The organism is Nocardia brasiliensis (genome assembly GCF_042691675.1).
GTDB lineage: Bacteria > Actinomycetota > Actinomycetes > Mycobacteriales > Mycobacteriaceae > Nocardia > Nocardia brasiliensis_D.
Genome location: NZ_CP170507.1, coordinates 2,638,890 through 2,657,181, shown reverse-complemented (window position 1 = coordinate 2,657,181; position 18,292 = coordinate 2,638,890). Strand labels below are relative to the sequence as shown.

20 protein-coding genes are annotated in these 18,292 nt (G+C 69.2%); 5 read left to right on the top strand and 15 right to left on the bottom strand.

All coding sequences use genetic code 11. The features are described 5' to 3' along the window. Positions 1 to 18: 18 nt before the first annotated feature. Together ACFK0J_RS12420 and ACFK0J_RS12415 are read left to right on the top strand one after the other, a co-directional pair. Positions 19 to 375 carry a DMT family transporter gene (locus ACFK0J_RS12420; RefSeq protein WP_378739566.1) on the top strand — a complete coding sequence of 119 codons (357 nt, stop codon included), beginning with the start codon at positions 19 to 21 and terminating at the stop codon, positions 373 to 375. 34 nt (positions 376 to 409) lie between these two features. Further along, positions 410 to 730, top strand: a complete 321-nt coding sequence (locus ACFK0J_RS12415) for a multidrug efflux SMR transporter (RefSeq protein WP_218476030.1) — start codon at positions 410 to 412, stop codon at positions 728 to 730. A gap of 132 nt (positions 731 to 862) precedes the next feature. On the opposite strand, the gene hisF is transcribed toward ACFK0J_RS12415, so the two are convergent. From hisF to ACFK0J_RS12390, 5 genes are all read right to left on the bottom strand, one after another. Beyond that, the gene (gene hisF / locus ACFK0J_RS12410; RefSeq protein WP_378739563.1) at positions 863 to 1,636 is read right to left on the bottom strand and encodes an imidazole glycerol phosphate synthase subunit HisF; all 774 of its coding nucleotides are present in this window, start codon (positions 1,634 to 1,636) and stop codon (positions 863 to 865) included. Positions 1,637 to 1,640: 4 nt separating this feature from the next. After that, positions 1,641 to 2,456, bottom strand: coding sequence for an inositol monophosphatase family protein (locus ACFK0J_RS12405; RefSeq protein ID WP_378739560.1), 816 nt, complete (start codon positions 2,454 to 2,456; stop codon positions 1,641 to 1,643). Then, positions 2,453 to 3,184, bottom strand: a complete 732-nt coding sequence (gene priA / locus ACFK0J_RS12400) for a bifunctional 1-(5-phosphoribosyl)-5-((5-phosphoribosylamino)methylideneamino)imidazole-4-carboxamide isomerase/phosphoribosylanthranilate isomerase PriA (protein ID WP_218476025.1) — start codon at positions 3,182 to 3,184, stop codon at positions 2,453 to 2,455. The genes ACFK0J_RS12405 and priA overlap by 4 nt, the downstream gene beginning before the upstream one ends. A 235-nt stretch (positions 3,185 to 3,419) precedes the next feature. After that, a complete protein-coding gene (locus ACFK0J_RS12395; protein ID WP_378739558.1) occupies positions 3,420 to 3,872 on the bottom strand; it encodes a MarR family winged helix-turn-helix transcriptional regulator in 453 nt (150 codons plus the stop codon). 9 nt (positions 3,873 to 3,881) lie between these two features. Beyond that, entirely contained in the window at positions 3,882 to 4,430 is a 549-nt protein-coding gene (locus ACFK0J_RS12390; protein ID WP_378739556.1) for a hypothetical protein, read from the bottom strand. Between the two features lie 229 nt (positions 4,431 to 4,659). On the opposite strand from ACFK0J_RS12390, the gene ACFK0J_RS12385 reads away from it, so the two are divergent. Further along, positions 4,660 to 5,121: a hypothetical protein gene (locus ACFK0J_RS12385; RefSeq protein WP_378739554.1), complete on the top strand. Its 462-nt coding sequence runs from the start codon at positions 4,660 to 4,662 to the stop codon at positions 5,119 to 5,121. 10 nt (positions 5,122 to 5,131) lie between these two features. Here the strand turns inward: ACFK0J_RS12385 and hisH are convergent, their stop codons facing one another. The 10 genes from hisH to ACFK0J_RS12335 all read right to left on the bottom strand — a co-directional run bounded on the left by hisH (position 5,132) and on the right by ACFK0J_RS12335 (position 16,515). After that, entirely contained in the window at positions 5,132 to 5,761 is a 630-nt protein-coding gene (gene hisH, locus ACFK0J_RS12380) for an imidazole glycerol phosphate synthase subunit HisH (protein WP_378739552.1), read from the bottom strand. After that, a complete protein-coding gene (gene hisB / locus ACFK0J_RS12375; protein WP_378739550.1) occupies positions 5,758 to 6,411 on the bottom strand; it encodes an imidazoleglycerol-phosphate dehydratase HisB in 654 nt (217 codons plus the stop codon). Before hisB ends, hisH begins: the two co-directional genes overlap by 4 nt. Before the next feature lie 20 nt (positions 6,412 to 6,431). After that, positions 6,432 to 7,565 (bottom strand): histidinol-phosphate transaminase, encoded by a 1,134-nt coding sequence (locus tag ACFK0J_RS12370; RefSeq protein ID WP_378739548.1) that lies wholly within the window; start codon positions 7,563 to 7,565, stop codon positions 6,432 to 6,434. Next, positions 7,562 to 8,899, bottom strand: coding sequence for a histidinol dehydrogenase (hisD, locus tag ACFK0J_RS12365; RefSeq protein ID WP_378739546.1), 1,338 nt, complete (start codon positions 8,897 to 8,899; stop codon positions 7,562 to 7,564). The genes ACFK0J_RS12370 and hisD overlap by 4 nt, the downstream gene beginning before the upstream one ends. 113 nt (positions 8,900 to 9,012) lie before the next feature. Next, positions 9,013 to 9,615: a maleylpyruvate isomerase family mycothiol-dependent enzyme gene (locus tag ACFK0J_RS12360; RefSeq protein WP_378739544.1), complete on the bottom strand. Its 603-nt coding sequence runs from the start codon at positions 9,613 to 9,615 to the stop codon at positions 9,013 to 9,015. A gap of 28 nt (positions 9,616 to 9,643) precedes the next feature. Further along, entirely contained in the window at positions 9,644 to 11,263 is a 1,620-nt protein-coding gene (locus tag ACFK0J_RS12355; protein WP_378739542.1) for a protein kinase, read from the bottom strand. A gap of 99 nt (positions 11,264 to 11,362) precedes the next feature. Beyond that, positions 11,363 to 13,114: a penicillin-binding transpeptidase domain-containing protein gene (locus ACFK0J_RS12350; protein ID WP_378739540.1), complete on the bottom strand. Its 1,752-nt coding sequence runs from the start codon at positions 13,112 to 13,114 to the stop codon at positions 11,363 to 11,365. A 73-nt stretch (positions 13,115 to 13,187) separates the two neighbouring features. After that, complete coding sequence (locus tag ACFK0J_RS12345) at positions 13,188 to 14,054, bottom strand: arylamine N-acetyltransferase (RefSeq protein ID WP_378739538.1); 867 nt, start codon at positions 14,052 to 14,054, stop codon at positions 13,188 to 13,190. A gap of 151 nt (positions 14,055 to 14,205) precedes the next feature. After that, on the bottom strand, positions 14,206 to 15,177 hold the full coding sequence (locus tag ACFK0J_RS12340) for an alpha/beta hydrolase family protein (protein WP_378739536.1): 972 nt from the start codon (positions 15,175 to 15,177) through the stop codon (positions 14,206 to 14,208). Between the two features lie 126 nt (positions 15,178 to 15,303). Beyond that, positions 15,304 to 16,515, bottom strand: coding sequence for an MFS transporter (locus tag ACFK0J_RS12335; protein ID WP_378739534.1), 1,212 nt, complete (start codon positions 16,513 to 16,515; stop codon positions 15,304 to 15,306). Positions 16,516 to 16,622: 107 nt separating this feature from the next. On the opposite strand from ACFK0J_RS12335, the gene ACFK0J_RS12330 reads away from it, so the two are divergent. Both ACFK0J_RS12330 and ACFK0J_RS12325 read left to right on the top strand, forming a co-directional pair. Beyond that, positions 16,623 to 16,964: an ArsR/SmtB family transcription factor gene (locus ACFK0J_RS12330; RefSeq protein WP_378739532.1), complete on the top strand. Its 342-nt coding sequence runs from the start codon at positions 16,623 to 16,625 to the stop codon at positions 16,962 to 16,964. A gap of 55 nt (positions 16,965 to 17,019) precedes the next feature. Then, positions 17,020 to 18,198, top strand: coding sequence for a winged helix DNA-binding domain-containing protein (locus ACFK0J_RS12325; protein WP_378739530.1), 1,179 nt, complete (start codon positions 17,020 to 17,022; stop codon positions 18,196 to 18,198). The last annotated feature ends 94 nt before the right edge of the window (positions 18,199 to 18,292 follow it).

Genomic DNA, 18,292 nt, shown 5'->3' with positions numbered 1-18,292 from the left:
ACTAAAGGAGCTGTTCTCATGGCCTGGATCTACCTGATGATCGCGGCGGTTTTCGAAGTGGTGTTCGCCCTCGCGACCAATGCCACCGAAGGATTCACCGTGCTCGCCCCGTCGCTGCTCACCGCGGCCGCCGCGGGGGCAGGCATCTTCTTCCTCAGCCTGGCGCTGCGCACCCTCGACGTCGGGGTGGGTTACACGGTGTGGACCGGCATCGGCTCGGTCGGCACCGTCACCCTCGGCACGGTGATCTTCCACGAGACGCTCAACGTCTGGAAGGTGCTCGCCTTCGTGCTGATCATCGGCGGCGTGCTCGGCCTCAAACTCGCCGACACCCTGGCCAACCGCACCGCGGCACCCGCCGCGGTCACCGCCTGATCCCCACACCCCCACCGCAACAGGAGTTTTCGTCATGGCCTGGATCTTCCTCGGCATCGCCATCGTCTTCGAGATCGCGTTCGCACTCGGCACCAACGCGACCAACGGCTTCACCAAGCTCTGGCCGTCCGTCTTCACCCTGCTCGCCGCGGCAGGCGGCATCTTCACCCTGAGCCTGGCCCTGCGCACCCTGGATGTCGGTGTCGGATACACCATCTGGACCGGCGTCGGCGCCATCGGCACGGTAATCCTCGGCGCCCTCATCTACCACGAGAAGATCACCCTCCCCAAGGTCGCCTCCTTCGCCGCCATAATCGCGGGCGCAGTACTACTGAAAGTAGCCGCAGGAGCCTGACCCCCTCCGCAACGACCCGCTCGGCCCCCGCCGAGCGGGTCGCGCCGTCTCGCGCGCACTCTTCCTCGGCCCGCGCCCGAAATCGCTGGCAATTCCTTGCGCAGCAGGTGAATTCGCGCGCGGAGTGCCTGGTTAACGGACGACGATGTGCTCGGCGCGCATCGAGTCCTTGACCTGGCCGATGGTCAGGTCGCCGAAGTGGAAGACGCTGGCGGCCAGGACCGCGTCCGCGCCCGCTCGGACGGCGGGGGCGAAGTGTTCGACGGCGCCCGCGCCGCCGCTGGCGATGACCGGGACGGAGACCGCGGCGCGGACGGCGCGGATCATCGGGAGATCGAAGCCGGCCTTGGTGCCGTCGGCGTCCATCGAGTTGAGCAGGATCTCGCCGACACCCAATTCGGCTCCCCGAGTGGCCCATTCGATCGCGTCGAGGCCGGTGCCGCGCTTACCGCCGTGCGTGGTGACCTCCCAGCCGGACGGCGTCGCGGGCTGTCCTTCGGGAACCGTTCGCGCGTCGACGGACAGCACGATGCACTGCGAACCGAACCGCTCCGACATCTCGCGCAGCACCTCGGGCCGGGCGATCGCGGCGGTGTTGACCGAAACCTTGTCCGCTCCGGCGCGCAGCAGCCGGTCGACGTCCTCGACGGTGCGCACCCCGCCACCGACGGTGAGTGGAATGAAGATCTGCTCGGCCGTGCGGGTGACCACGTCGATCATGGTGCCGCGGTCGCCGGTGGAGGCGGTGACATCAAGAAAGGTCAACTCGTCGGCGCCCTGCGCGTCGTAGGTGGCGGCCAGTTCGACGGGATCGCCCGCGTCCCGCAGGTTTTCGAAGTTCACGCCCTTGACCACCCGGCCCGCGTCGACATCCAGACACGGAATCACGCGTACCGCCAACGTCATTGCCTCACCCTTCCTCCGCGGCCACCGGATCGGCGACCGTGCAGATCATTTCGAGCAGCTCTTCGTGCACGCCGGGCGCGGCGGCCAGCACCGAACCCGAGGTGATGGTCCACGGCGCGCCTTCGAGATCGGTGACCACGCCGCCCGCGGCGCGGATCAGCGCGACACCCGCGGCGTTGTCCCAGGGATGGTGGCCGAACACGATCGCCCCACCGAGCACACCGGACGCGGTGAACGCCAGATCGATGCCGGTCGAACCGTGCATGCGCACCCGAGAGGAAAGCCTGCTGAGCGGGCCCAGCAGATCGAACCGGAACTGTCCTGGGATCCGCCCGCGCGCATCCACATTGAACGCGCCGAACCCGATCATCGCCTCGGCCAGCTTCCCGTGCGGCAGCGGCGGCAACGGTTGACCGTTCAGCAGCACCGGTCCGCCCGCCATCGCGGCATAGCGCTGCCCGAGCAGCGGCAGCCAGGTCAGCCCGAGCACCGGCTCGCCCTCGTGCACCAGTGCGAGCAGCATGCCCGAAAGCGGATGACCGGACGAGTAATTGAAGGTGCCGTCGATCGGGTCGAGCACCCACGCGGTACCGGAGACGAGTTGCGGCCCGCCGAATTCCTCACCGTGCACCCTGATTCCGGTGCGCTGCTCCAACTGAGCGGAGATGGTGCGTTCCAGCTCCAGGTCGAGTTCGGTGGCGAAATCGTTGCGGCCCTTGGTGACCGCGCTCGGCGCGCCGACCCCCTCGATGAACCGCGAGGTGACCGAGTCCAAGATCTCGCGGGCGACCGCGAGCAGTGCCGATAGGTCCGGGGTCATCTCACCGCGGCCAGCGCCTCGGGCAGGGTGAACCGGCCCGCGTAGAGCGCCTTGCCGACGATCGAGCCTTCGACACCCTCCGGCACCAGTTCGGCGATCGCGACCAGGTCCTCGATGGTGGACACGCCACCGGAGGCGATGACCGGCGCGTCGGTGGCGGCGCACACCTCGCGGAGCAGGTCCAGGTTGGGGCCGGTCAACGTGCCGTCCTTGGTGACGTCGGTGACCACGTAGCGGGAGCAACCGTCACGCTCCAGCCGCTCCAGCACCTCCCACAGGTCGCCGCCGTCGCTGACCCAGCCGCGGCCGCGCAGCCGGTAGTCACCGTCGATGATGCGCACGTCCAGGCCGACCGCGACCCGCTCGCCGTGCCGGGCGATGGCCTTGGCGCACCACACCGGGTCCTCCAGCGCGGCGGTGCCGAGGTTCACCCTGGCGCACCCGGTAGCCAGCGCGGCCTCCAGGGTGTCGTCGTCGCGAATGCCGCCGGACAGCTCCACTTTGACGTCGAGTTCGCCGACCACCCCGGCCAGCAGTTCGCGATTCGAGCCGCGGCCGAACGCCGCGTCGAGGTCGACCAGATGCACCCAGTCCGCGCCGGCTTGCTGCCAGGCCAGCGCCGCTTCGCGCGGCGAGCCGTAGCTGGTTTCGCTACCGGCCTCCCCCTGCACGAGGCGCACAGCCTCGCCATTGGCAACATCGACGGCGGGCAGCAGCACAAGACTCACGACTGCGCCTCGCTGACGCTCGGCTCCGTCGACGTCTTTGACGCTGTGTTGATGGTTCGATCGCTGCGCTCACTCACGACTGCGCCTCGCTGACGCTCGGCTCCGTCGACGTCTTCGACGCTGTGTTGATGGTTCGGTCGCTACGCTCACTCACGGGAGCAGCCTAGTAGTTCCCTCCGCACGCCCCGTCTCCGGCCTGCGGATATAGGACGTTCAGGTAAACAGCGAACGAGGTTTACTTGCCCGACTGGGCGTCGAGAATGCAGGTGAGAAGGCGGACCAGCTCGGCGCGGTCCGCGGCGTTCAGACCGACCAGCAGTTCGTCTTGCGCACCGGCCAGGCGCTCGTCGAGTTCGGTGAGGTGGGCCGTGCCCGCGGCGGTGATGGTGACGATCTTGCGTCTGCGGTCGCCGGGGTCGGGGCTGCGCTGGACGAAGCCGCGGTCGGCCAGCTCGTTGACGGTGGCGACGATATCGCTGCGATCGATGCGGGTGCGCCTACCCAGGTCGGCTTGGCTGATGGAGCCGAACTCGGCGAGCGCGGCGAGCAGTGCGTAGTGGTAGCGCCGGGAGCCGGTAGGGTGCAGCGCCCGTTCGGTGGCCCGATTCGCAACGAGGGCGACTTGGTTGACCAGCCGGGTGGGCAGGGCCCGCAGCCTGGCGGGAGCACCCTCGTGCGAGATCTCCATGCCTGCAATCTAACGCTTGTTGGTCACACCCACAATGTGTCGCTCCGGCCCTCGGGATTGCGTGGCCAGCACGCGACGGCGGTAGCAGACCAGCGCGGCCGCCACCGCGCACAGCGCGGTCAGCGCCGCCGCGGCGATCCGGAAACCCTGCCCGATCAGGAATTCGGTTGCCGCGCGCTCGATCTCGGCCACGTTGTGCTTGTCGCGGTCATCGAACAGGATCGACGCCCGCGGCCACTGGTACAGGATCGACAGCAGAAACTGCCCGCTCACCAACGAGGCCAGCGACAGTCCCAGCCAGCGCAGCCCGACTCGATAACGCACCGCCGCCACGGCCGCGATCAGCGCGCACAGTGTCAGCACGGCACCGAGCGGGCGCATGATATCGCCGACCGCCACCACGCTCATGAACCGCTCGGTCAACTCCAGCGACTCCGGGATGTCCCGAAAAATGTTGGGATACAACAGCACTGTCTCCGCCGCCGTCGTAGCGAAGGCGAAACACGCGACCACCGCGTACCCGGTCAGCAGGACCAGCGGGATTGTGACACTGCGCATAATGGCCTCCTCGGTTCGACCGTAGAACCGGGCGGCCGCGAGCGAATCCGGTGTCACCACCCATATCCGTCGCGCACAGCTCAGGGTCTACCCGGAGGCCGGTCGATCACGGTCCGAGCCGCGACGCGACTCGCCATCCGACGGACCGCCCGCCTGCCACGGAAACCCCCGGTAGTGTCTCGAGCGATCACTCCGATCGTCTACTCCCCACTCTCCCAAGGGATATCGTATGCCTCGCTCGACACTCGCTGCCGTGCTCGTGATCTCGGCAGCCACCTGCATCGCGGGTATCGCCGCCGCGCCGACCGCCGCGGCCGCTCCGCCCGAGGAGGCGCGGCTGGCCGGGTGCGATTTCGGCACCGTCGCGGGCACCTACGACTACGCGCGCTTCGATGAGCACGCGGGCCAGATGCTCGACATCACCACCGGGATGCTCCGGGCCGAGTTCGAGGAAGCCCGGCCGCGCATTCAGGCGAACGCGGCCGCGAGCCACACCCGCTCGGCGGTCGACTCGGTGGATTGCCGGGTCGTGTCCGGCGACGCCGTCGGCGCGGACGTGACCGTCGACGTGGTGCGGACGACGACCAGCGACGCCACCGACGGCATGCCGAAGACCAACAAGATGTCGCTGCTGGTCACCGTCGAGAACGTGGACGGACGCTGGCTCGTCAACCGCGCCGAAACCAAGTAGGCGCCCGGGTTTACAGCGATCGCACCCAGTTGCGCAGCAGCTGAGCGCCGGCGTCGCCCGACTTCTCCGGGTGGAACTGGGTCGCCGACAGCGCCCCGTTCTCCACCGCGGCGAGGAACGGCACGCCGTGCTCGGCCCAGGTGAGTTTCGGGGCGGCGAAGTGCTCGCCGGGCGGAAGTTCCCAGGTCTGCGCGGCATAGGTGTGCACGAAATAGAAGCGGGTGTCGGCATCCATCCCCGCGAACAGCACGCTGTCCGCCGGTGCCGACACGGTGTTCCAACCCATGTGCGGCAGCACCGGCGCGTCCAGGCGCTGCACAGTCCCCGGCCATTCCGCGCAACCGTCGGTTTCCACGCCGAATTCGACGCCGCGCTCGAACATGATCTGCATGCCGACGCAGATGCCGAGCACCGGGCGGCCACCGGCGAGCCGCTGCCCGATCATCCGCTCGCCCCGCACCTTGCGCAGGCCGGCCATGCAGGCGGCGTACGCGCCGACACCGGGCACGACGAGACCGTCGGCGGCCAGCGCGACCTGCGGATCGGCGGTCACCTCGACCTCGGCGCCCGCCCGCACCAGCGCACGCTCGGCCGAGTGCAGATTGCCGGAGCCGTAGTCGAGCAGCGCCACGGACTTCACAACGTCCCCTTCGTCGACGGGACGCCCTGCACCCGCGGATCCAACTCGACCGCGGCACGCAAAGCCCTTGCTACCGCCTTGAATTCGGCCTCGGTGACGTGGTGCTGATCGCGGCCGTACAGCACCCGGACGTGCAGCGCGATGCGGGCGTTCAACGCGATCGACTCGAAGACGTGGCGGTTCAGTACCGTGGAATACGGTGCGCCAGGGCCACCGAGAGCGGAGCCTGCGGAGCGACCTCCGACAGGAGAGCCGGGGATCACAGCGTGCAGCAGGTGTTCCGGCTCACCGGTGTGCACGCAGTACGGCCGACCCGACACGTCGACAGCGGCGTGCGCCAATGTCTCGTCCATCGGAATGTAGGCATCACCGAACCGGCGGATACCCACCTTGTCACCCAACGCTTTTCCGAGCGCCTGACCGAATACGATCGCGGTGTCCTCCACCGTGTGGTGCGCCTCGATCTCGATATCGCCCTCGGCCCGCACGGTCAGGTCGAAGCTGGCGTGCGCACCGAGTGCGGTCAGCATGTGGTCGTAGAACGGGACGCCCGTGGCGATCTCGGTCTTGCCGGTGCCGTCCAGGTCCAGCTCGACCACGATGCTGGATTCCTTGGTGACGCGCTCCACCCGCGCGGTTCTGTTCATCATCGTTTCCTCCACAGGCGGATTCATCGGGGCGCGAGGTCGGTGCGGACCAGGACGCGGCTGACCTTCAGCAACTCGTCGTTCTCCGCGGCCAGACCGATCGTGGCGCGCAGGTAGCCGGGGATGCCGACGTCGCGGATCAGCACGCCGTGGTCCAGATAGCGCTGCCAGGTGCGGGCCGAGTCGGTGAATCGGCCGAACAGCAGGAAGTTCGCGTCGCTGGGGATCACGTCGAAACCCATGTCGCGCAGCACCGTCGCGACCCGATCGCGCTGCGCGGCCAGTTCCGCGACGCTGCCGAGGGTTTCGTCGGCGTGCCGCAGGGCCGCACGCGCGGCTGCCTGGGTGACCACCGACAGGTGGTACGGCAACCGCACCAGCAGCATCGCGTCGATCACCGCGGGCGCGGCGACCAGGTACCCGAGCCGGCCGCCCGCGAAGGCGAACGCCTTGCTCATGGTCCTGGTCACCACCAGTTTCGCCGGGAATCGGTCGATCAACGCGATGGCGCTCGGCTGCGCCGAGAACTCTCCGTACGCCTCGTCCACCACCACGATGCCCGGCGCGGCTTCGAGGATCCGGGCCAGGTCGTCCTGCGCGATGCTGTGCCCGGTCGGGTTGTTCGGGCTGGTCACGAATACCACGTTCGGCGAGCGCTCCGCGATGGCGGCCACGGCGACGTCGATGTCGAGGGCGAAGTCCGCCTTGCGCTCGGCTTCGATCCACTCGGTGTCGATGCCCTCGGAGATGATCGGGTGCATCGAGTACGACGGCACGAAACCCAGTGCGCTGCGGCCCGGTCCGCCGAACGCCTGCAGCAGCTGTTGCAGGATCTCGTTGGAACCGTTTGCCGCCCAGACATTGTCGGTGTCGACCGCGACGCCCGTTTGCCGGGTGAGGTATTCGGCCAGGTCGCTGCGCAGCGCCACCGCGTCCCGGTCCGGGTAGCGATGCAGGTCGACGGCGGCGGCGCGAATGGATTCGGCGACATCGTCGATCAGCGCCCGGCTCGGCGGGTGCGGGTTCTCGTTGGTGTTCAGTTGCACGGGCACCGTCAATTGCGGTGCGCCGTAGGGCTTCTTGCCGCGCAGGTTCTCCCGCAGCGGTAGATCGTCCAGGCTGATGTCCGCGCCGGGCACGGTGGCCTGCCGCGTCATGTGAGCGCCTCGAACCGCGCCTGTACCGCCTGGCCGTGTGCGGGCAGGTCCTCGGCATTGGCCAGCGCGACCACGTGACCGGCGACATCCTTCAGCGCCGCCTCGGTGTAGTCGACGACGTGGATGCCGCGCAGGAACGTCTGCACGCTCAAACCCGAAGAGTGCCTGGCGCATCCGGCGGTCGGCAGCACGTGGTTGGAGCCCGCGCAGTAGTCGCCGAGACTCACCGGTGCGTACGCGCCGACGAAAACCGCTCCGGCGCTGCGCACCCGGGCCGCCACCGCGGCGGCGTCGGCGGTCTGGATCTCCAGGTGCTCGGCCGCGTAGGCGTTCACCACGCGCAAACCCTGCTCGATGTCGTCGACGAGCACCGTCCCGGACTGCTTGCCGCGCAACGCTTCGGTCACCCGGTCGGCGTGCTTCACCACGGTCAGCTGCCTGCTCAGCGCCGCGTCGACCGCGTCGGCCAGCTCCGCGCTGTCGGTGACCAGCACGCTGGCCGCGAGCACGTCGTGCTCGGCCTGGCTGATCAGGTCCGCCGCCACGTGCACCGGGTCGGCGGTCGCGTCGGCCAGGATCGCGATCTCGGTCGGCCCGGCCTCGGCATCGATGCCGACCAGGCCGCGGCACAGCCGCTTGGCCGCGGTCACGTAGATATTGCCGGGTCCGGTGATCAGGTCGACCGGCTCCAGCTGCGCGCCGTCGGTGTCGACGCCACCGTAGGACAGCAGCGCGACGCCCTGCGCGCCGCCGACCGCCCACACCTCATCGACGCCGAGCAGCCGCGCGGCCGCCAGGATCGTCGGGTGCGGCAGGCCGCCGAATTGCGCCTGCGGCGGCGAGGCCACCACCAGCGAGCCGACCCCCGCGGTCTGCGCGGGCACCACGTTCATCACCACGCTCGACGGGTAGACCGCGTTGCCGCCGGGCACGTAGAGCCCGACCCGCTCGACCGGCACCCAGCGTTCGGTCACCGTGCCGCCGGGCACCACCTCGGTGGTCTTGTCGGTGCGGCGCTGATCGGCGTGCACCTTCCTGGCGCGGGCGATGGATTCTTCCAGCGCCGCGCGCACGGCGGGGTCCAGCTCGGTCAGTGCCCTGTCCAGTTCGGCCGCGGGCACCCGCACCGTCGCCGGGCTCACCCCGTCGAACTGTTTGCTGTACTCCTGCGCCGCCGCAACGCCATGATCACGGATCGCTTCCACCACCGGCCGCACCTGATGCAGCACCGAGTCCACGTCGACTCCCCCGCGCGGCAGCGCGGCGCGCAGCTCGGCAACGGAGGGAGTGCGACCGCGCAGATCAACGCGGGCGAGCTCGATGCGGGATGTCATGTGGTGTCGATCCTTGTCTTCAGCCGAATCCGCAACAGGAAAGTTGCAGCTACCAGCCTAACGTTCCGACGCCAGCCGTTATCCGGACGGTCTGCTCAGGTAGGCCCCGCGGCTCAGGCGCAGCGGCGGCGTAGCTCGGCGACGCCGTCACCGGCCAGCTCATCGATCGCGACTGCGCGTCCGACGACCGCGAGCGCAATCGCCTCCCCGGGGCCGCGCACCTCTGGCCCGTTGCCCTTCGACCAGCTGACATCGGTGGCCACGAACCGCAGTCCCTTGGTGCGACGCCAGGGTAGGGCGAACGGGTCGGGATGGTCGAGGACGGTGGTGAGGCGATCCGCCGGGATCGTGCGCGTCCGCCCGAGCGGCCTGCGGATGTCCTGCTGATGGACCATGACGTCCGCCAAGGTCAGTCTCGGCACGTACTTGGCGATCCGTCCCGCTTCGGCTTCGAGCTTGTCCACCAGCACCGCGGTCGGGAGCGCCTTGGCCTTTTCCACCAGCCGCCCGTTCAATTTATCGACCGAGAATCCGGATCGGGCAGCGATCGCGCCATAGGTCGGCAGTGCGATGGTGTCGTAGAGCAGGTGCCCGACGACGTCACGCACCCGCCAGCCGCGACACAGCGACGGAGCCGCCCATTCGTCGTCGCTCAACGTGCGCAGCAACGAAATCAGTTCGGCGCGTTCCTCGGCCAGCATCCCCCGTACATCCATGCCGAAAGGTTAGTGGCACGAATGCCTTTCAGGAAAGGGAGGGAAAGCGGGTATCGCTGTCGAGCAGCAGCTTGCCACCGGAGTTGATCACCCGGAGGGTCATCGGTCTGTCCTGGCCGTCGACAATGAGGCTGGCCAGCTCGATGTCGAGCGAGCCGTCGGAGTTGTTGCCCCCTGCGGCCGCCCGGATGCTGGCGAAGTTTTCGACCGTGTGCGTATTCCAGTACTGACGGAACGCCGCCTCGGAGCCGTAGAGCTTCTGCGCCGCGGGCGTCAGCGTCGACCACGACCCGCTCGCGTCGTCGTAGAACCGCTTCACCAGTGCCGCCGCGGGCCCCTCGGTGACCTTGCCGTCGCTCGGGGTCTTACCGACCGCCCCGGCCGGGGCGGTCGAGCTCGTCCCACCGGTCGGGGAACTGGTCGACGGCGGACTCGCCTGCACCGTAGGCGAATTGGTGTCCTGTTTCGTCATGGCGGCGAAGGCGATCGCCGCCACCGCGACGACCGCGCCGATCAACGCGCCGACCATGATGGCCTTGCTCTTGCCGCCGGACTTGCGCGGCGGCGCCGGCCTGGGCTGGGCCGTGGTGCGCGGGTGGGTCGCGGTGTTCGGCTGCGCGGGCCGGGGCGGCGCGGGCCTGGGGCGCGGCTGCCGTTCGGTCGGCTGGTGCACCGGCGCGGACACCGCCGAGGGGCGCAGCGCGCGCGTCGCCGATTCCGGCGCGCCGTTGCGGCGGCGCACGAAAGCCTCACTGGCGGGGACGAATCCGGCGGTCACCGGCGCGGGCCCCGCGTCGGCGAACGCGGCGAGGTGGTCGAGTGCGGCGCGCATGGTCGGCCGGTCGCGCGGTTCCGGGCTGAGCAGGTCGAGCAGGAAATCCGTTGCGGGACCGGCGTTTCGCGGTTCGCTCACCTGACCGTTGGCCGCCGCGTACAGCACCGCGAGCGGATTGGCGTTCGCACCGTACGGCGGCTCGCCCTCCAGCGCGTGGAAAAGCGTTGCGCCCAAAGCGAAGACGTCCGACGCGGGGGTGGGATCGGCGCCGCGGGCCATCTCGGGTGCGAGATAGGCAGCGGTGCCGCAGATCAGGCCGGTCTCGGTGAGCGTGACGTCGCCGGCCGCGCGGGAGATGCCGAAGTCGGTGATTTTCACGGTGCCGTGGTCGTCGAGCAAAATGTTGCCCGGCTTCACGTCGCGGTGCACGATGCCCGCGTCGTGCGCGGCGATCAGCGCCGAGGCGACCTGCTCACCGATCCGCGCGACCTGCGTCAATGGCAGCGGCCCCTGCGCGGAAAGCACCCCGGCCAGACTGTTGGATTTCAGGTACTCCATCACCAGGCACGGGTCGCCCTGGTGCTCGGTGATGTCGAACACGACGATCGCGTTCGGATGCTGGAATCGAGCGGCATTGCGGGCCTCTCGAATCGCTCGTTGGCGCACCACATCACGCTCGGCCTCGGGCAGGCTCGGCTTGATGTGGATCTGCTTGACGGCCACCGAGCGTTGCAAGCGCTCGTCGATGGCACGCCAAACAACACCTGTGCCGCCGCTACCAATCCGCTCGACCAGGCGGTAATGCTCCGCGATCAACTGACCGGTATCGATGGCGCCTACTCCGAACCTTCTCGAAATCGTGACATCCCGCATATTGCTTACTGACGCGGTCCGGGGACGAGTGTAGCGGGCCGCGGAACTTCGGTCCGCGCCAGCACGGGCATATTCTCCGCCCAGATCGGCGCGGCGGAACTAGCGCGCCGCGCGCAGCATCCGCCCGGCCGCGTCGACCGCCGGACCGGAACTGTTCGCGTCGTTGACGAATACCGCAAACGCCAGGTCATCGGCGATGCCGACGAACCAGCCGTGCGCGTGCTTGTCGTCGATGAATTCCGCGGTGCCGGTCTTGCCGAGCAAACCGGGAATGTCGCGCAGCTGGGTTGCGGTTCCGGCGGTGACCGTCTCCCGCATCATGGTCTTCACCTGGTCGGCAACGGCCGCGGGCAGCGGTGCGGGGACCTTGTCCGGGGTGCCGGGCCTGCCCTGGACGATGGCGGGCGCGGGCACCGAGCCGTGCGCGATGGACGCGGCGACCAGTGCCATGCCGAACGGTGTCGCCGTCACCTGCCCCTGCCCGATCGCGGACTCGACGCGCAGCGCGGGGGTGTCCGCGGGCGGCACTTTGCCGGTGACCGTGGTCAGTCCGGGTGTGACGTAGTCGACGCCGAGACCGAGCTGCGCGGCCGCGTTGGTCAGCGCGTCGGCGGGCAGTTTCACCGCGAGCGCGCCCATCGTGGTGTTGCACGAACGCGCGAACGCGGTATGTAGCGGGACTTGTCCCAGGTCGAAATTGTTGTCGTTGGGGATCTTGCGGCCCTCGATATTCGCCACGCCGGGGCAGGGCAGCACCGTGTCCGGGGTGACCGTGCCCGCCTGCAACGCGGCGGAGACGGTGACGGTCTTGAACGTCGAACCGGGCGGGTACAGGCCGGTGAACGCGATCGGCCCCTGCGCGTCGGCGGCCGCGTTCTGAGCGACCGCGACGACATTGCCGGTGGACGGTTGCAGCGCGACGATCGCCGCGGGCTGGGTGATCGGCGCCAGCGCCGCCTCGGCCGCGTGTTGCAGGTCGATATCGAGGGTGCTCGCGATGTCGGGGGTCGGCTTCGGATCCTGGCCGCCCACCCGCTGGGTGCCGTCGGCGGTCTGCGCACGCACCGCCCAGCCCGCGTTGTCGTCGGCGGTCTGCTGCCACAGCTCGGCGAGCCCGGACAGGGTGGGCGCGGCGAGTGCCTTGTCGGTGGTGAGCAGGCGGGTCTGGGGTGCGAGCGTCACACCGGGCATGGCGGCCAGCTCTGCCTGGATCGGTGCGATGTCGGTGTCGCGCAGGCTGATCGCGGTGATCGGTTTGCCCTGTGCCGCAGCGAGTTCGGATTGCAGTGACTGCGCCGTGACGCCGGGCGAGATCGGCTGGAGCAGCCCGGCGAGTGCGGCGGTGTCGGCGCCCGGACTCACATTGACCAGCGTGACCACCTGCTGGGTCATCAACTCGCCGCCGCTGGCGTCGAGGATGCGGGCGGGCTTCGGATAGACCGGGCTGTAGCTCAGCGGCCCCGCGGCCAATCCCGGTGCGACCGTGTCCGGGTTCCACTTGACCTTCCAGCCGTCGCCGCCGTCGTTCGCGGTGCCGGTGGTGGTGTAGGCCCACTCGGCCTTGCCGTCCTTGCCGAGTTTCCAAGTGGCGGCCAGGGTGAAGGTGTCCTTGTCGATCGACCGGACATCGAAGCGCACCTCCTTGCCGAGGCCGTCGTAGAGCTTGCCGAGGGCGTCGGACGCCTTGGCCGGGTCGTCGGTGAGGGCCGCCGCCGCGGCGACGTCGTCGCGGTTCAGCGCGTCGGCGAACTGGCCTGCGACGGTGTCGGGCTGGTCCGGGCCGGACGAGCAGGCGGCGAGCACGAGCACGGGTGCGGCGAACAGGCCGAGGGACTTCCGGTGGGTACGCACCCCGCCGACTGTATCGGTCGATCCCGGCCCGGCGGCAGAGGCTGCGCCGAGGTCGACCGATCGCACGCCCGGCTCAGACCGTGCGCCGGGCACCCTCGACCAGGACGGCGGCATCGGCCTCGTCGAGCTCGATGTCGAACAGTTCGGCCAGGATCTTCGGCAGTTCGGTCGCCTCGATCAGGCGCGCGTCGCTCGTTCCGTCCGGCCGCTCGGTGGTCAGTGTGGTGCCGTCGATCGTCAGGTGGACGTCCGGCCGGAACCGCTGGGCGTACGGGCGGGTGGTGAACGGCGAGCGCGGGGATGTCGAGACGAAGTGGTTGCCGACCGCGAAGTCGATGCGGTACTGCGGGTTCATCGTGAAGGCGTAGCGCTCGATCCAGCCTTCCTTGCCGAATTGGTGCACCACCCACAGGTCGCTGTCCAGCTCGCCGCGGGTGAGCTCCAGCCGGAACTGCCACGCGCCCGCACTGAATTGGCCGGTCTCCGTGGACAATTCGAACGGCTCGAGCGGGCCTGCGCCGAATCCGACGTCGCACAACCACACTCGGTCGTCATCGCTGGTGGTCACGCGCAGCAGGGCGTGGGTCGCTGGGCGCAAGCCGGTCGTCGCGCCCATGCTCACCCGAGCGGTCAGCGCGGTGACACCGAACCCGAGCCGCTCCAGTACCGCCGCGAACAACCCGACGTGCTCGAAGCAGTAGCCGCCGCGACGCCGCTGAATCAACTTGTCCTGCAACGCCTTCACCTCGAGCAGGATGGGGCGCCCGAGCATGATCTCCAGGTTCTCGAACGGGATCGAGGTGGTGTGCGCGTAGACCAGCTCGCGCAGCGTCCGCACCGTCGGTGCGCGTTCGCCGTCGAACCCGATGCGCGCCAGGTACCCGTCGAGGTCCAGGTCGGCGCTGTTCCAGTGGTAGGCCGGGTCCGTCGGCTTGCTCATCTCACCCTCACTTCGTCGTCGGTGTCGTGCACGTCAACCGCGGGTGACCACGATGGTGTTCCCGCCCAGGTCGTTCGGCTCGGGTGGCGGCCGTCACTTCGTTCCGGCACCGCCGAGGCGATGGCCAGGCAATTCTCCACCGCAGCGAGGATCAGGCGGCGCACTTGGCGTCGGGCGGGGCGGCGGGGGCGGTGGCGATGCCGTGCGCGACGTCGACCAGGTAATCGCGGTCCGGGCCGTCTGCGGGTTCGGTGCCGAGGAGCAGCCGTTCGACCACGCAGCCGCCCTCGAAGAAGGCCGGGCCGACGCTGTGATCGCCGGGGACCACCGCGCCGGTCAGGTCGCGACCGGTGACGATGGTGTACATCGAGGTCGGCTTGCCCACGGCGAGCAGCCCGGCCCGCATCTCCAGCGTCGTCGCATACGGCACCACGTCGTCGCCGGTGCCGTGGATCAGGAACGCGCGCCGCACGTCCATCCGACCGGCCAGCAGCACGGGCGAACGCTCGACGTAGGCCTGCGGGCAGCCGACGGGCGTGCACCCGCCCGCGTCGCGTTCGATCTGCGCGGGCAGGTCCGGGTCGACCGCGGACGAGCCCAGCCACATCGTGAAATCGTCTGCGGGACCGTAATTGTCGACCCAGTAGTCGAACAGTCCGCGCGGCCCGTGCGCCACCGCGAGCCCGCTCATGATGCCGCCCTGGCTCCACCCCCACAGCACCGTGCGCGCGATCGAACGGTGCTGGTCCTTGTACCACTGGGTCGCGGCCACGATGTCGCGCCAGCCCGCCCACAGGTTCCACTCACCGGTCCGCCAGACACTGCTAGCCGAGCGCAGATCCATCGACAGCACCGGCGTGCCGGTCCGGCGGGAGATCGATGTCAGGTAGCCCGCGTAGTCGGCGGACGAGCCGTCGTGCCCGTGCACCGCGACGACCAGATCCGTCGGCGGGAGATCACCCGGTCCGCACCGGAACGGTTCGTACACCCGGCCCGTCGCGTCCTCCCCGTCGACGGTCAACGTCACCGGCCGCACCGCCACCTGCGTCGAACACTCCGGCTCGGCCACCGCGGGAGGTGCGACAGCGCCGGTCACCACGAACGCACCCCACAGTGCACTCACCGCAGCTAGAACGTATCCGCGCCTCATCCTCGAATGATGGCACGCTACCCGTGGTGAGCCGCCGCACCCGCCCGCTTGTTTCCTTACCTCCTGCGGTACCGGCCGGACCGGCCACACGCCGACCGCTTACACCGTCTCGGCGGACCGGAGGCCGACCAGGACACCGCCGCCGACCGCCGCCACGCTCACCACGACGGCGAAGGCTGTCGCCCCGCCCGTCAAACCGATTGCGTCGCTGAGGAATCCGGCGGACACCGGGAGTACTGCGGCGGGCAGGTAGCCGCCCACGTTCTGAGCGGCGTTCGCCTCGGCGAGCCGGTCGGCGCCGACGCTGGCGCTGATCGCGGCGAGGCCACCGAATTGACCAAGGCCCTGCCCGATCCCGGCCAGTACCGCGGCCGCCCCGAACAGCGCGAGCGAGGACAACTGGAGCGACAGGAGCAACGTCAGCATGCTCGTCGTCGTGGCGACCGCGCCGCCGAGCAGAATCGCGCGCACCCGCAACCGCCGCACCGCGAATTGAATCCCGGTGGCGCCGAGGAACATCACGAATGCCAGCCCGCCCGCGATCACCCGATTGGTCGCACCGAGCAGATGCGCGAGCAGAGACGGACCCAGCGACAGCACGAACGAGGTCGACGTGATGCCCGGTGCGAAGACCGCGATACCGAGCAGCACCGCCGTCCGCCCACCCGGCGGCACCGCCGGAATTCGAATCCACGGCCCGCGCCCGCCCGCACCTTTCGGCATATCCAGCCGGGCAACTACCACGAAAGCCGAGACGAGCAGCACGATCTCGACAACGAAAATAGTCACCGTCGGGCCGGGCACAGTCTCCGACAGCACACCGGACAGCAGCGGCCCGGATCCGGCGCCCAATACCATCGCCGACGAAGCCGCCAGTGCGGCAAGCCGTTTGCGCGTCACGCCGGCGACGTCGGTCACCGCCGCCATCCCCGCGGACACGGCCGCGCCCACCGCGATGCCGGTGAGCAGGCGGGCAACAGCAAGCACCGCAATCGAACTCGCGGTGGCGAACAGCACACACGCCACCATTGCCAGCGCTATCGCGGGCAGCAGCACCGGTTTACGACCTACCCGGTCCGATACCACCCCGGCGACCAGCAGCGCGCCGAGCAATCCGACGATATAACCGGCGAAGATCGCCGTCAGGGTGCCGGCGGAGAAACCGAGCTCGCGCTGCCACACCACGTACAGCGGCGTCGCCGCGTTGGACAGCACGAACACCGCCATGACCGGCCACGCCGCCAACCACACGATGCCGTTCTTCGACCGGTCCGTCCGCCCGGACTCCCGGTGCGCCACAAGCAGCGCCATTCCGACCTCCACTAGTTCGACTTTTCTCGTACTAATACGACTGGAGTCGAACCTAGCATCTAGTACGATAAAATACGTACAGGGCACCGACGACCTCAGGAGACCCGATGCCATCGGCCACCGCAGCCCCCGATACCCGACTCCCCGAGCCGGACCGCGCCGACCTGCGTCTCGATCAGATCTTCGCCGCACTCAGCGACCCGCTACGGCTGACCATGGTGCAGAAACTCCTGACCGAATCCCCCGACACCGATCGCTCCTGCGGCTGGTTCAACCTCAAGCGGCCGAAATCCACCCTCACCCACCACTTCCGGGTGCTGCGCGAAGCAGGCGTGACCAGACAGCAGCGCTATGGACTCGAGCGCCGCAGCAAGGTCCGCAGCGACGACCTCGAGGCCCGCTTCCCCGGCTTGCTCGACCTGGTCCGCGCCTGGGACCCGACCCCCTGACACAGCCCGGGGGCTTCCGGCGCTGCTCCGAACCGTCGAAAGCTAGGATTCGCCTATGCGTTCGATTGAGGTGACCGAGCGGCGCGCTCGGCTGGCCACCCACCACCGGCTCGCGGCGGCGACCAGGTCCGACGACGTCGCCGAGATCGCCCGGTCACTGGTCGCCCTGCACGCGACCGATCCGGCGACGGTGTTCCTGTCCGTCGGGGCGCGCAGCAACACCGCCACCCCGGCCGATGTCGAGCTGGCGCTCTACACCGATCGGACGCTGCTGCGCATGCTGGCCATGCGGCGCACCATGTTCGTCGTTCCGATCGAGTTGGTTCCGGTGTTGCAGGCGTCGTGTGCGGATGCGTTGGCGCACAAGCAACGTCGCAATTACGGCAGGTATATCGAGATGGCGGGCGTCGTCGACGGCGACGTGCAGGCCTGGCTCGCCGAGGTGGAAGCCGAGACACACGACGCGCTGCTCGCCAGGGGCGCGGCCACCGGCGCACAGCTGAGCAAGGATGTGCCCCGGCTGCGCACCCAGGTGGATCCCACGCCGGACAAGGCCTATTCGAAGCCGACCAACATCACCACCTGGGTGCTGGTGACGCTCGGCTGCGAAGGCCGCATCGTCCGCGGCCGCCCGAACGGCGGCTGGACCAGCAGCCAGTACACCTGGGCGCCGATCGAATCCTGGCTGCCCGACGGTGTTCCGGCGATGCCGATCGAACAAGCACGCGCCGAACTGATCCGGCAGTGGCTGCACGCCTTCGGCCCCGCGCCGGTCACCGACATCAAGTGGTGGACCGGCTGGGGTCTCGGCGAAGTCCGCAAGGCACTCACCGACCTCGACCTGGTCGAGGTCGACCTGAACGGCAGCACCGGCCTGCTGCTCGCCGATGACGCGGAACCCGTTGCGGCACCGGAACCTTGGGCGGCCCTGCTGCCCGCCCTCGATCCCACCCCGATGGGCTGGCAGTCTCGCGACTGGTACCTCGGCCCGCACGCACCGGCCCTGTTCGACCGCAACGGCAATGTCGGCCCGACCATTTGGTGGGACGGCCGCATCGTCGGCGGCTGGGCCCAGCGCAAGGACGGCGAAATCGTCTACCGCCTACTGGAAGACGTCGGCGCGGACGCTACGGCCATGATCGAGACCGAGGCCGCCCGGACCGCCGACTGGTTCGGCGACGTCCGCGCCATCCCCCGCTTCCGCACTCCCCTCGAACGCGAACTGACCGCCTGAGTCCGCTCACCACACGCGATCACAGACTTTCGCGACGGTTCACAGTACGTGTGACCGCTGTGAACAGCGGGCAGGGTCGGTGGACCCGCGCGGG

Excerpts from the sequence above, each read along its gene's own strand:
- ACFK0J_RS12420 (WP_378739566.1), top strand. The coding sequence starts at position 19 with ATGGCCTGGATCTACCTGATGATCGCGGCGGTTTTCGAAGTGGTGTTC.
- ACFK0J_RS12415 (WP_218476030.1), top strand. The coding sequence starts at position 410 with ATGGCCTGGATCTTCCTCGGCATCGCCATCGTCTTCGAGATCGCGTTC.
- hisF (WP_378739563.1), bottom strand. The coding sequence starts at position 1,636 with ATGACGTTGGCGGTACGCGTGATTCCGTGTCTGGATGTCGACGCGGGC.
- ACFK0J_RS12405 (WP_378739560.1), bottom strand. The coding sequence starts at position 2,456 with ATGACCCCGGACCTATCGGCACTGCTCGCGGTCGCCCGCGAGATCTTG.
- ACFK0J_RS12395 (WP_378739558.1), bottom strand. The coding sequence starts at position 3,872 with ATGGAGATCTCGCACGAGGGTGCTCCCGCCAGGCTGCGGGCCCTGCCC.
- ACFK0J_RS12390 (WP_378739556.1), bottom strand. The coding sequence starts at position 4,430 with ATGCGCAGTGTCACAATCCCGCTGGTCCTGCTGACCGGGTACGCGGTG.
- ACFK0J_RS12385 (WP_378739554.1), top strand. The coding sequence starts at position 4,660 with ATGCCTCGCTCGACACTCGCTGCCGTGCTCGTGATCTCGGCAGCCACC.
- hisB (WP_378739550.1), bottom strand. The coding sequence starts at position 6,411 with ATGATGAACAGAACCGCGCGGGTGGAGCGCGTCACCAAGGAATCCAGC.
- ACFK0J_RS12370 (WP_378739548.1), bottom strand. The coding sequence starts at position 7,565 with ATGACGCGGCAGGCCACCGTGCCCGGCGCGGACATCAGCCTGGACGAT.
- hisD (WP_378739546.1), bottom strand. The coding sequence starts at position 8,899 with ATGACATCCCGCATCGAGCTCGCCCGCGTTGATCTGCGCGGTCGCACT.
- ACFK0J_RS12360 (WP_378739544.1), bottom strand. The coding sequence starts at position 9,615 with ATGGATGTACGGGGGATGCTGGCCGAGGAACGCGCCGAACTGATTTCG.
- ACFK0J_RS12355 (WP_378739542.1), bottom strand. The coding sequence starts at position 11,263 with ATGCGGGATGTCACGATTTCGAGAAGGTTCGGAGTAGGCGCCATCGAT.
- ACFK0J_RS12345 (WP_378739538.1), bottom strand. The coding sequence starts at position 14,054 with ATGAGCAAGCCGACGGACCCGGCCTACCACTGGAACAGCGCCGACCTG.
- ACFK0J_RS12335 (WP_378739534.1), bottom strand. The coding sequence starts at position 16,515 with ATGGCGCTGCTTGTGGCGCACCGGGAGTCCGGGCGGACGGACCGGTCG.
- ACFK0J_RS12330 (WP_378739532.1), top strand. The coding sequence starts at position 16,623 with ATGCCATCGGCCACCGCAGCCCCCGATACCCGACTCCCCGAGCCGGAC.
- ACFK0J_RS12325 (WP_378739530.1), top strand. The coding sequence starts at position 17,020 with ATGCGTTCGATTGAGGTGACCGAGCGGCGCGCTCGGCTGGCCACCCAC.